The organism is Hydrogenophaga sp. 2FB (assembly GCF_005503365.1).
Taxonomy (GTDB): Bacteria; Pseudomonadota; Gammaproteobacteria; order Burkholderiales; family Burkholderiaceae_C; genus Hydrogenophaga.
The window spans coordinates 142,571-154,629 of sequence record NZ_SCML01000005.1; the positions used below are offsets into that span (position 1 = coordinate 142,571).

At 67.2% G+C, this 12,059-nt stretch carries 12 protein-coding genes; 7 read left to right on the plus strand and 5 right to left on the minus strand.

Annotated elements, in window-relative coordinates:
- Window positions 1–64 precede the first annotated feature (64 nt).
- The 3 genes from alaS to FFS09_RS04835 all read left to right on the plus strand — a co-directional run bounded on the left by alaS (window position 65) and on the right by FFS09_RS04835 (window position 4,466).
- Window positions 65–2,689 (plus strand): alanine--tRNA ligase, encoded by a 2,625-nt coding sequence (gene alaS / locus FFS09_RS04825; protein WP_137917721.1) that lies wholly within the window; start codon window positions 65–67, stop codon window positions 2,687–2,689.
- Window positions 2,686–3,234 (plus strand): TlpA family protein disulfide reductase, encoded by a 549-nt coding sequence (locus FFS09_RS04830; RefSeq protein WP_252374238.1) that lies wholly within the window; start codon window positions 2,686–2,688, stop codon window positions 3,232–3,234. Before alaS ends, FFS09_RS04830 begins: the two co-directional genes overlap by 4 nt.
- Window positions 3,235–3,344: 110 nt before the next feature.
- Entirely contained in the window at window positions 3,345–4,466 is a 1,122-nt protein-coding gene (locus tag FFS09_RS04835; protein ID WP_137917722.1) for a transglutaminase-like domain-containing protein, read from the plus strand.
- Here the strand turns inward: FFS09_RS04835 and FFS09_RS04840 are convergent.
- From FFS09_RS04840 to FFS09_RS04860, 5 genes are all read right to left on the minus strand, one after another.
- On the minus strand, window positions 4,456–5,406 hold the full coding sequence (locus FFS09_RS04840; RefSeq protein WP_137917723.1) for a pseudouridine synthase: 951 nt from the start codon (window positions 5,404–5,406) through the stop codon (window positions 4,456–4,458). The genes FFS09_RS04835 and FFS09_RS04840 overlap by 11 nt on opposite strands.
- Before the next feature lie 19 nt (window positions 5,407–5,425).
- The gene (gene trmB, locus FFS09_RS04845; RefSeq protein ID WP_137917724.1) at window positions 5,426–6,154 is read right to left on the minus strand and encodes a tRNA (guanosine(46)-N7)-methyltransferase TrmB; all 729 of its coding nucleotides are present in this window, start codon (window positions 6,152–6,154) and stop codon (window positions 5,426–5,428) included.
- A gap of 31 nt (window positions 6,155–6,185) precedes the next feature.
- Window positions 6,186–7,070 (minus strand): tRNA glutamyl-Q(34) synthetase GluQRS, encoded by an 885-nt coding sequence (gene gluQRS / locus FFS09_RS04850; protein ID WP_137917725.1) that lies wholly within the window; start codon window positions 7,068–7,070, stop codon window positions 6,186–6,188.
- A 127-nt stretch (window positions 7,071–7,197) separates the two neighbouring features.
- The gene (locus FFS09_RS04855) at window positions 7,198–8,334 is read right to left on the minus strand and encodes an NAD(P)/FAD-dependent oxidoreductase (RefSeq protein WP_137917726.1); all 1,137 of its coding nucleotides are present in this window, start codon (window positions 8,332–8,334) and stop codon (window positions 7,198–7,200) included.
- A gap of 81 nt (window positions 8,335–8,415) precedes the next feature.
- On the minus strand, window positions 8,416–9,363 hold the full coding sequence (locus FFS09_RS04860; RefSeq protein ID WP_137917727.1) for a LysR family transcriptional regulator: 948 nt from the start codon (window positions 9,361–9,363) through the stop codon (window positions 8,416–8,418).
- A gap of 150 nt (window positions 9,364–9,513) precedes the next feature.
- On the opposite strand from FFS09_RS04860, the gene FFS09_RS04865 reads away from it, so the two are divergent.
- The 4 genes from FFS09_RS04865 (at window position 9,514) to FFS09_RS04880 (ending at window position 12,050) form a co-directional block, all read left to right on the plus strand.
- Window positions 9,514–10,215: a pirin family protein gene (locus FFS09_RS04865; protein ID WP_137917728.1), complete on the plus strand. Its 702-nt coding sequence runs from the start codon at window positions 9,514–9,516 to the stop codon at window positions 10,213–10,215.
- 54 nt (window positions 10,216–10,269) lie between these two features.
- Entirely contained in the window at window positions 10,270–10,677 is a 408-nt protein-coding gene (locus FFS09_RS04870; RefSeq protein ID WP_137917729.1) for a DoxX family protein, read from the plus strand.
- 74 nt (window positions 10,678–10,751) lie between these two features.
- Entirely contained in the window at window positions 10,752–11,306 is a 555-nt protein-coding gene (locus FFS09_RS04875; protein WP_137917730.1) for a flavodoxin family protein, read from the plus strand.
- Window positions 11,307–11,336: 30 nt separating this feature from the next.
- Entirely contained in the window at window positions 11,337–12,050 is a 714-nt protein-coding gene (locus tag FFS09_RS04880) for a DUF599 domain-containing protein (protein WP_137917731.1), read from the plus strand.
- The last annotated feature ends 9 nt before the right edge of the window (window positions 12,051–12,059 follow it).

Here is a 12,059-nt window from a genome sequence, read left to right on the forward strand (position 1 = left end):
AATACAGGGTTTCGCGCGCGCGAGCGCCGCACCGCACCCATACCGACGAACCCACAAGGCCAACATGACCCGCCCCGCTGTTTCCGTTGCCGACATCCGCAAGACCTTCCTGGACTTCTTCGCTTCCAAGGGCCACACCGTGGTCCCGTCCAGCCCGCTCGTGCCCGGCAACGACCCGACGCTGATGTTCACCAACTCCGGCATGGTGCAGTTCAAGGACGTGTTCCTCGGCACCGACAAGCGCCCCTACGTGCGCGCCGCCTCGGTGCAAGCCTGTCTGCGCGCCGGTGGCAAGCACAACGACCTGGAAAACGTGGGCTACACCGCGCGCCACCACACCTTCTTCGAGATGCTGGGCAACTGGTCGTTCGGTGACTATTTCAAGCGCGAGAGTCTGAAATGGGCGTGGGAGCTGCTGACCGAGGTCTTCAAGCTGCCGCCCGAGCGCCTGCTGGCCACGGTGTACGCCGAGGACGACGAGGCTTTCGACATCTGGACCAAGGAAATCGGCCTGCCGCCCGAGCGCGTGATCCGCATTGGCGACAACAAGGGCGGCCGCTACAAGAGCGACAACTTCTGGATGATGGCCGACACCGGCCCCTGCGGCCCTTGCAGCGAAATCTTCTACGACCACGGCGACCACATTGCCGGCGGCCCGCCCGGCAGCCCCGATGAAGACGGCGACCGCTTCATCGAGATCTGGAACAACGTGTTCATGCAGTTCAACATGGACGAGACCGGCGCGGTCACGCCGCTGCCCGCGCCCTGCGTGGACACCGGCATGGGCCTGGAGCGCCTGGCCGCGATCCTGCAGCATGTGCACAGCAACTACGAGATCGACATCTTCGACGCGCTCATCAAGGCCGCCGCGCGCGAGACGCACATCAGCGACCTGGCGAACCCCTCGCTCAAGGTGATCGCCGACCACATCCGCGCCACCGCCTTCCTGGTAAGCGACGGCGTGATCCCGAGCAACGAAGGCCGGGGCTATGTGCAGCGCCGCATCGTGCGCCGCGCGATCCGCCACGGCTACAAGCTGGGCCAGAAAACGCCGTTCTTCCACAAGATGGTGGCGGATCTGGTGAAGCTGATGGGCGCGGCGTATCCGAACCTGGCGAAGCAGGAGCAGCGCATCACCGAGGTGCTCAAGGCCGAGGAAGAGCGCTTCTATGAAACGCTGGCCAACGGCATGGAAATTCTGGACGCGGCGCTGGCCGGTGGCGAGAAGGTATTGCCCGGCGATGTGGCCTTCAAGCTGCACGACACCTACGGCTTCCCGCTCGATCTTTCGGCCGACGTGTGCCGCGAGCGCGGCCTGTCGGTGGACGAAGCGGGCTTTCACGCCGCGATGGACAAACAGAAGGCGCAGGCCCGCGCGGCCGGCAAATTCAAGATGGACAAAGCACTGGAGTACAGCGGCGCGGGCAACCAGTTCCTGGGTTACGAGCAGCTCGAAGCACCGGGCAAGATCGTGGCGCTGTACCTCGACGGTACGTCGGTCGCCGCGCTCAAGACCGGCCAGAGCGGTGTGGTCGTGCTGGACAACACGCCGTTCTATGCCGAGAGCGGCGGCCAGGTGGGTGACGAAGGCGTGATCACCAGCGGTTCGGCGCGTTTCGCCGTGGGCGACACGCAGAAGATCAAGGCCGACGTGTACGGCCACCACGGCAGCGTGGAGCAGGGCACGCTCAACGTGGGCGACAACGTCAACGCGAGCGTGAACACCGCCCTGCGCGCCGCCACCGTGCGCAACCACAGCGCCACCCACCTGATGCACAAGGCCTTGCGCGAGGTGCTGGGCGATCACGTGCAGCAGAAGGGCTCGCTGGTGAACGCCGAACGCACGCGCTTCGACTTCACCAACAACGCGCCCGTGACGGACGCGCAGATCCGCGCCATCGAAGCGCTGGTGAACGCCGAGATCCTCGCCAACGCGGCCACGCAGGCGCGCCTGATGGACATCGAGTCGGCGCAGAAAACCGGCGCGATGATGCTGTTCGGCGAGAAGTACGGCGAAACCGTGCGCGTGCTCGACATCGGCACCAGCCGCGAACTCTGCGGCGGCACGCATGTGCAGCGCACCGGCGACATCGGCTTGTTCAAGGTGGTGGGCGAGAGCGGCGTGGCCGCCGGCGTGCGCCGCATCGAGGCCATCACTGGCGCGAACGCGCTGGCCTACCTGCAGTCGCTCGAAGACACGGTGGCGCAAGCGGCCGGCACGCTCAAGGCACCGACCGCCGAACTCAACGTGCGCATCGGCCAGACGCTGGAGCAGGTGAAGGCGCTGGAGAAGGAAGTGGCCGCGCTCAAGGGCAAACTGGCTTCCAGCCAGGGCGACGAACTCATGGCGCAGGCGGTGGACGTGAAGGGCATCAAGGTGCTGGCCGCCGTGCTCAACGGCGCCGATGCCAAGACCCTGCGCGACACGCTGGACAAGCTGAAGGACAAACTCAAGTCCGCCGCCATCGTGCTCGCCGCCGTGGACGGCGCGAAGGTGCAACTGGCCGCGGGCGTCACGGCCGACAGCATGGGCAAGGTCAAGGCCGGTGAGCTGGTGAACTTCGTGGCCCAGCAAGTGGGTGGCAAGGGCGGCGGCAAGCCCGACATGGCCATGGCCGGCGGCACCGATGCGAGTGGCCTGCCGAAGGCGCTGCAGTCGGTGCAGGGCTGGGTGGCCGAGCGCCTGTGAAGGCCTTGAACCGCCGCCAGTGCCTGGGCGCTCTCGGCGCCTGCGGTGCGGCGGCGGCGTTCGCGCCCGCCTCGGCGGTGACGGCAGGTCCGAAGCCCGCGTTCGAGCTCAGTGACTGGCCTCGCGGTACGCCCACGCCGGCGCTGACCACCCTGGACCTGCAAGGCCAGTCGGTGAAGCTCGCCGATTTCAAGGGCCGCGCCGTGCTGCTCAATTTCTGGGCCAGCTGGTGCGAGCCCTGCCGCACCGAAATGCCGCTGTTGCAGGACTTGCCCGGGTTGATCGGCGAAGACCGCCTGGCGGTGATCGCGCTCAACTTCAAGGAGCCGCCGCAGCGTGCGTTGCGCTTCGTGTCGCAGACGCAACTCGGCCTGCCGGTGTGGCTGGACCCGTTGGGCGAACACGCCCGTGCCTGGGGTGTGCGCGTGTTCCCCACCACCGTGCTGATCGACCGCCAGGGCCGCGCGCGCCAGCGGGTGCGCGGCGAGGTCGACTGGACCGGCCAGGAAGCGCTGGGCTGGGTGGATCGCCTGCTGGCGCTCTGACGCACATAATCCTTTTCCCTTGCGCGACCCGTCGTGCGAGGTTCCCCCGGCGATGCACCGCACCCTGTGTGTGCGGTTCCGCCGTTTTCCCCTATTCCGGAGTTCTCTTCATGACCCCCGATCGCCGCCTCTTCCTGCAGCGCGCCGCCACGTCCGTGGCCGCCGCATCGCCGCTCTTCCACGCCGCCGGGGCGCTGGCCCAGACCAGCCCGGCGCAACGCGAATTCAACCCCCAGCCCGGCGCCTGGCGCACCTTCGACGTGACCACCCGCGTCGACATCGAACTGCCCCGCGGCGCCAGCCAGGTCTGGTTGCCGCTGCCCTCCGTCGAGAGCGACTGGCAGAAGTCCTTCACCAGCGACTTCCGCACCAATGGCACCGCGCGCCTGACCGAAGAGGTGCACTACGGCGCGCGCATGCTGCATGTGAGCTTTGCCGAAGGCGGCCCCACGCCCACCGTGGAACTCACCAGCCGCGTGCAGACGCGCAACCGCGCGGCCGACCTCGCGCAGAAAACCGCCAGCACCGAAGACGCGGCCACCCTGCGCTTCTGGACGCAACCGACCGACCTGCTGCCCACCGATGGCATCGTGCGCGAGACCGCGTTGAAGGCCACGCGCGGCGCGCGCACCGACGTGCAGAAGGCACGCCAGATCTACGACTGGGTGGTGGCGAACACCTACCGCGAACCCAAGGTGCGGGGCTGCGGCGAAGGCGACATCAAGACCATGCTGGAGACCGGCAACCTCGGCGGCAAATGCGCCGACCTCAACGCCATCTTCGTCGGCCTGTGCCGCTCGGCCGGTTTGCCGGCGCGCGACGTGTACGGTATTCGCCTGGCGCCCTCGGCCTTTGGCTACAAGGAACTCAGCGGCAACCCGGTCAGCCTCAAGGGCGCGCAACACTGCCGCGCCGAGGTGCACCTGGCGGGCCACGGCTGGGTGGCGATGGACCCGGCCGACGTGGCCAAGGTCATGCGCCTGGAAACGCCCGAGTGGATCAAGACCACCCAGCACCCGGTGGTCACGCCGGTGAACCGCGCGCTGTTCGGTGGCTGGGAAGGCAACTGGATGGCCTGGAACATGGCGCACGACGTGAAGCTGCCCCGGGCCCAGGGCCCTCAGCTCGGCTTCTTCATGTACCCGGTGGGCGAGACCGGTGGCCAGCGCCTGGATTCCTACGCGCCGGACGACTTCAAGTACCAGATCACGGCGCGCGAAATCAAAGCCTGATGGCGCTGGCCTGCTCAGGCCAGTCCAGCGCCCGCTGGCTGTCAAAAGTCCGTGCCTCGCCCGTCACCGGGTCGGTGAAAGCGATGGACCGGGCGAGCAGGCGCAGCGGGTTGGAAAAATCTTCGGCTTCGTCGGGCCCGCGCAGCACGCGTGGGTAGAACTGGTCGCCCGCGATCGGCAGACCGAGGGCGTTCATGTGCACGCGCAACTGGTGGCGTTTGCCCGTCAAAGGCTCCAGCCGGTAGCGCGCCCAGGCGCCTTGCACTTGCAGCACGTCAAGGCGTGTTTCGCTGTTGGGCTCGCCTTCGGTCTCGTTCATGCGAAAGAACGCGTCGTGCGCTTCTTCGATGCGGCTGCGGCGCACGATCGGCCCCTGAATCGACGCGTCGTGCCGCGCGATGGCTTCGTACACCTTGTGCACAGCGCGGTCGCGGAACAGCGCCTGGTACGCGGCGCGTTCTTCGGGCCGCACACTGAACACCACCAACCCGGCGGTCTCGCGGTCGATGCGGTGGATCGGGCTCAGCGTGTCGATGCCCAGCCGGTTCTTCAGCCGCACCAGCAGGCTCTGCTGCACGTAGCGCCCACCGGGTGTGACCGGCAGGAAGTGCGGCTTGTCGGCCACGAGCAGGTGATCGTCCTGAAACAACACCACGTCCTCGAACGGCACCTCGGGTTCGTGGTCGAGTTCGCGGTAGTAGTAGACGCGGATGCCGGGGGTGAAGCGCGCGTCGGGTGGCAGCGCCTGGCCCAGGTCGTCGAGCACCTCGCCACGCGCCATGCGTTGCACCCACGCCTCGCGGGTCACGGCGCCCAGGCGTTCGGCCAGGAAGTCGATCAGCAGCGGCCAGGGTGCGGCCTTGTCGTACGGCAGCGCGATGCAACTCGCGGACACGCCCCGGCGCGAAGGGATGGCCGGGTTTTTCGGGGGGCGGGCCATGGCGGCCTGGCGCGTGGGTTCAGGTGCGGCGAAACACCAGGTCCCAGACACCGTGGCCCAGCTTGAGGCCGCGGTTCTCGAACTTGGTGAGAGGCCGGTAGTCGGGCTTGGGCACGAAGCCGTCGCCGCCGGCCGCGGCGGTGTTCTGCAGCAAGGGCTCGGCGTTGAGCACCTCGAGCATCTGCTGCGCGTAGGGTTCCCAGTCGGTGGCCAGGTGCAGATAACCACCGGGCTTGAGGTGGCGCGCCAGGCGGTTCACGAACGGCCCCTGGATCAGGCGGCGTTTGTGGTGGCGGCTCTTGTGCCAGGGATCGGGGAAGAAGATGTGCACGCCGTCCAGCGACGCCTCGCCGAGCATGTGGTCGAGCACCTCGACCGCGTCGTGGCGCAGGATGCGGATGTTCTCCAGCCCTTGTTCGCCCACGAGCTTGAGCAGTGCACCCACGCCGGGTTCGTGCACTTCGCAGCACAGGAAATTGTCCTGGGGCCGCAAGCCCGCGATGTGCGCGGTGGCGCTGCCCATGCCGAAGCCGATCTCCATGACGAGCGGGCCCGCGCGGCCGAAGGCGGCCGTTGCGTCGAAGGCGTCTGGTGCGTAGTTCAGCAGGAAACGCGGACCGAACTGCTCGAACGCGCGCGCCTGACCTGGGCCTACGCGGCCCGTGCGCAGGACGTAGCTCTTGATCTCGCGCAGGTAGGTCGTGTCGCTGGGTGGGGGGCGCGGCTGCGCGTGGCGGGGGTCGGTCATGGCTAAGGTTCGGTCGGCGAAGGGACGGATTTTAGGCGTCCCAGGCCTCGGTCCAGTGCGCCAGCGCCTGCGGCACGGTGGTCGCCGAGGTCGGTGACAGCCTCAGGGTGCGTGCGGCATGCGCGAGGGCGGCGATTGGATCGCTCAGGTCCAGGGCCTGCGCGCCGTTCTGCTTGCTGAGTTTTTCGCCGTTCTCGCCCAGCACCAGCGGCGTGTGCAGGTAGATCGGTTGGGGCAGGTGGAGCGCCTGCTGCAACAGCATTTGACGTGCTGTGTTGTCGGCCAGGTCTTCGCCGCGCACGACATGCGTGATGCCTTGCGCCGTGTCGTCCACCACCACCGCGAGCTGGTAGGCCCAGAGGCCGTCGGCGCGCTTGAGCACGAAGTCGCCGACCTCGGTGGCCACTTTTTGTTTTTGTGCGCCGAGGCGTCGGTCGAACCAGTGGAGGTTGCCGGGGCTTGCGATGGCGAAGCGCCAGGCCCGCGCGGATTTGCCTTGCAAACCGCCGTGGTCCGGGCGGCAGGTGCCGGGATAGACCGCGCCGTGGTGGCGTTCGCGTGTGATGCCCTCGGCCAGCAGCGCTGCCTCGATGTCCTTGCGCGAGCAGCCGCAGGGGTAGGCATCGCCTTGTTCGATGAGCGCGTCGAGCGCGGCCTGGTAGTGCGCACCGCGCTGCGACTGCCAGACCACGGGCTCGTCGCTGACGAGGCCGCAGGCGGCGAGTTGCTCAAGGATGAGCGCGTCCGCCCCTGGCATGCAACGCGGGGTGTCGACGTCCTCGATGCGCACAATCCACGTGCCGCCGTGCGCGCGCGCATCGAGCCAGCTCGCGAGGGCGGCGACGAGCGAACCGGCATGCAGAGGGCCAGTGGGGGAAGGGGCGAAACGCCCCCGGTACGTGGCGCTGGCGGTCATGCTGCTTCCAGCTAGGCAGAGCGTCTCCGGCGCGGCGTGCCTGCTCCAGAGCACACGAGGAACCGGCTTTGCCGGGCCTCAGGGTGCGCCCCCCTACCAGGGGGGACGCGCGAAGCGCGGCGGGGGGTCATTCCGCAATTTTCAGCGCCATTTCCAGACCGGACACGAACGCGTCTTCCACGCGGTGGCCCAGGCACCAGTCGCCGCACGCGCCAATGCCCAGTGCGCCGTCATACAGGTGGCTGGTGCCCAGAGGGGTCTGCGTCTGCGCGAAGCGCCAGCGGTGCGCGACCGCGTGGGTGGGGGTGGCGCGGATGCCGGTGATTTCGGCGAAGCCCTTGAGCAGCTTGGCCTTGGCGCGCTCGCTGTCGTCTTCCAGGTGCTTGGTCGACCACGCGGGGCTGGCCTGCACGGTCCAGCGCTCGATCGGGTCCCGGCTGGGCTTGCTCGATTCGCGGGCCAGCCAGCTGATGCGGTGGTGCGTGCTGCGCGCGGCGTTCCATTGCGGACCGAGGTGGGGCAGGCCGGGTTGCATGGCCTGCGGGTAGGCCACCATCAGCGTCCAGCAGGGCGCCACATGCACGGGGGTGAGCGACTTGCGCAACTCGGGTGCGAGGCCCGAGGCGAGCAACAGGTCGTGGATCTGCGGGTGTGGCATCGCCAGCACGACGCGGTCGAAACCACCGATGACCTGCTGACCGCCCTGGGCGTCTTCCGCGCGCAGTTGCCATTGCTCGGGGTGCAGCGCGTCGCGCTCGATGCGGGTCACGCGCGTGTCGAGCAGGGTTCGCGCCAACAGGCCGCCATGCAGCTCGGGATGGGCCAGCGGCTGCGCCCAGAGATTGACCAGGGCGCTCATGCCGGGCGAGGCGACGAAGTGCGGTTCGGTCGGCGGTGGTGCGCTGGCCAGCACGCGGCCCAGCTCGTCGAGCACGCGCACGGTGCTGGCGCTCCAGGGGCGCACCACGGCGGTGGCGTTGCTGCGCAACGCGGTCTCGAAACGCTTGTCGCGCACGGTGAAATACTGTGCGCCATGGTCGAAGCCCCCGAACTCGGTGCGCTGCGTGGCCATGCGCCCGCCGAACTCCCGGTTCTTCTCGAGCAGCGTGACGCGGTGGCCCGCCTGCACCAGCGTGCGCGCGGACACCACGCCGGCCATGCCGCCGCCGACCACCGCGATGTGCAGAGGTGTTGTGGTGATCTTCGCGGTCTTCGATCGGGTGGCGGATGCGGATGTTGCGCGTGGGCGTTGGGTGTTCGTCATGGCTCTGTGCGCTTTGAAATAGGGGGTGTTGCCGACTGTATCAGCGAAGCGCGCCACGGGTGAGGCTGCGCAAGTCCTGCGTCAAACCTGATGGTGGTTGTTGAGCAGCGCGCTGCGCGTTTTCGGGTGCTGCAGGCGATCGAGCCACCAGCGCAGAGCGCGCCCGGTGTCGCTGGCGCCACCGGGCTGGCGCCAGGCATAGGCCACGCGCAGCGACCGGTTGGGCCGCTGCACGTTTTTCACCACCAGACGCCCGGCGTTGATGAAGGGCTGCGCCAGCGACAGCGGCAGAAAGCCACTGCCGAGGCCGCGCAGTTGCGCTTCGAGCTTGTGCTGCATGGTCGGTACGGTGAGCACGTCCTGCCCGGGCAGCAGGTTGTGCGTGACGCCGCGCCCGCGCTGCGCGCTATCGGCCACGGCCACGGCGCGGTGCTCGCGCAATTCTTCGTCGCGCAAGGCGTGGGTGGCGGCCGCCAGCGGGTGGTGCGGCGCGACGGCGTAAACGAAAGACAGCGTGCCCATGGGCGCGGACTGGAACTCGTGCAGGGACACCTCGCTCGTCACGCCCAGCGCGATGTCGGCCTGGCCGCTTTGCAAGGCCTCGACCGTGCCCGACAGCGTTTCGGCGCGCAGCTTCAGCCGCGTCGGTGCGCCTTCGGCATAGAAAGCCTCGCACAGCTCGTACAGCGTGGCGCGCGCGATGATCGCGTCGGCCGCGATGGTGAGCTGCGGTTCCCAGCCGGTGGCCACGCGCTTGACGCGCTGGGCGACCGCATCGAGCTCGTTCAGCAAATACTGTCCCGAACGCAGCAACTCGGCGCCGGCCGGCGTGGGCACGGCGCGGCGCGCGCTGCGGTCGAACAGCAGCACGTCCAGCGCGTCTTCGACCTGGCGGATGCGGTAGGTGAGGGCGCTGGGCACCATGCCCAGTTCGCGCGCGGCAGCCGCCATGCTGCCCAGTCGGGCAACGGCTTCGAGCAGGCCCAGGTTTTCGGGCGAGAGGGCGGCGCGGGGTGTAGATGCGGCCATGGAGGTACTGCCTGATCATTCAAATGATTTGAATGATGCCATCAAAACCGTGCGATCAAAACGGGTGTTGGCCCCCACACAATTCACACCATGCCAGACGACATCCCTTCGGTTGCCGTCCAGCCCCACAGATGATGGAAAGGAACCACCATGCTCCAGATTCGACGCTCCGATGCCCGCGGTTATGCCGACCACGGCTGGCTCAAGAGCCACCATTCGTTTTCGTTTGCCGAGTATTTCGACCCCGCCTGGATGGGCTGGGGCAACCTGCGCGTGATCAACGAAGACCGTATCGCCCCGGGCACCGGCTTCGGCACGCACGGCCACCGCGACATGGAAATCATCAGCTACGTGCTGCAGGGCAACCTGGCGCACAAGGACAGCATGGGCAACATCAAGGGCATTCCGCCGGGTGACGTGCAGCGCATGAGCGCGGGCAGCGGCGTGCGCCACAGCGAGTTCAACCACGCGCCCAACAGCACCACGCATTTCCTGCAGATCTGGATCGAACCCAATGTGACGGGGATCGAACCCGGCTACGAACAAAAGAGCTTCGCCGACGCGGAAAAGCAAGGCAAACTGCGCCTCGTGGCTTCGCCCGACGGTGCGCAGGGCTCAGTGACGATCCATGCCGATGCATCCATCTACGCCGGTCTGCTGACGGGCGAAGAGACCGCCGAGCTGGCGCTGAACCCGGCACGAAAGGCCTATGTGCACCTGGTGCGCGGCGAGCTGGACGTGAATGGTGAGCGCCTGCGAGCGGGTGACGCCGCCGTGCTGGCCAGTGAGAGTCGTATCCAGCTTGCCAAGGCGACCGATGCCGAAGTGCTGGTGTTTGACCTCGCGCCCTGAACCTGTTTCCCCCTTCCATTAACCTTCCAACTTTTTCAACCAAGGAACCTCACCATGAATGCTCTGCAAAATCCCCTGGCCCTGATCGGCCGCATCCTGTTGGCCATCATGTTCGTGCCAGCGGGCTTCGGCAAGATCGCCGGCTTCGCCGGCTCGGTGGGCTACGCCACCGCCATGGGCTTGCCGATGCCGCAGGTGGGCGTGGCGATCGCGCTGGTGATCGAGCTGTTTGGTGGCCTGGCGCTGTTGATCGGCTACCGTACCCGCATCGCCGCGATCGCACTGGCGGTGTTCACGCTGGTCGCGAGCTTCTACTTCCACGCCTACTGGTCGCTGCCCGCCGAGCAGCAAATGATGCAGCAGCTCATGTTCTTCAAGAACCTCGCCATCACCGGCGGCCTGCTCGCCTTCGCGGCCTTCGGCGCCGGCGCGTTCAGCGTGGATGCGCGCCGCAAGGTCTGAGCGACACCCGGCCGATGCACAAGCGCGGCGCCTTGGCGCCGCGCCTTTTTTTTTGAACCCAGCAAAACATCCCTATGTCCCACATCGTTGTGGTTTACCACTCAGGCTACGGTCATACCCAGCGCATGGCGCAATCCGTGGCGCAAGGCGCCAACGCCGAACTTCTCGCGATCGACGCCGACGGCAACCTGCCCGATGGCGGCTGGGAAACGCTGGAAGCGGCCGACGCGATCATCTTCGGCGCGCCCACCTACATGGGCAACGTGAGCTGGCAGTTCAAGAAGTTTGCCGACGCGTCGAGCAAACCCTGGTTCGCGCAGAAGTGGAAAGACAAGATCGCGGCCGGCTTTACCAACAGCGCGGGCATGAACGGCGACAAACTGAGCACGCTGAACACCTTGTTCACGCTGGCCATGCAGCACGGCATGATCTGGGTCAGCCAGGGCCTGATGCCCAGCAACACCAAGGGCGCGCAGCGCAACGACGTGAATTACCTGGTGAGCTACAGCGGTGCCATCGCGCAGAGCCCTTCGGATGCGGGGGCTGGCGATATGTCGCCGGGTGACCTGGAAACCGCGCGCTTGTTTGGCGAGCGCGTGGCCTCGGTGGCCGAGCGGTTCCATCGCTGAGGCGCGGGCTCGCGGCGTAACATCCGCAGCATGAAAGTCCTTACCATCATTCCTTGGGCAGACTGGCTCGCGCTGGTCTGCTTTTTTGCGTTGTGGCTGGGCTACGCCTGGTTTGCCCGCGAGTGGGGCCGCAAGATGGGCTCGCTCCTGCACACCACCAACCGCTACCGCGGGTACTGGATGACCCAGACCACCGCGCGCGACCCGCGCATGCTGGACGGGCTCATCACGCAAACGCTGTCGAACACGCCGGCGTTTTTCTCGTCCACGTCCATCCTCGTCATCGGCGGTTTGTTCGCCTTGCTCGGCACCACCGACAAGGCCACCGAGCTGATGAGCGAAATCCCCTTCGCGCAGACCACCACGCTGATCGTTTTCGAGTTCAAGATCCTCGTGATGGTGGCGATCTTCGTCTACGCCTTCTTCCGCTTTTCCTGGTGCATGCGGCAATACACCTTCGTGGCGCTGATCATCGGCGCCATGCCGCCGGCGGAAGACTTCGACGCGGGCAAGCACGACCGCCGCGCCTTCGCCCTGCGCGCCGCGGCCATGGTCGCGGCGGCAGCCGAAACGTTCAATGATGGCCTGCGCGCTTACTACTTTTCGTTTGCTGCGCTGGCCTGGTTCGTCTCGCCGGTGGTGATGGTGGTGGCCACCCTGGCGGTGGTGGCCATTCTTTATTTCCGCGAATTCCGATCCGAGGTGCTGAGCATCCTGAAGGATGAAATGCCGCCGCTCCATTGAGCCGTTGGG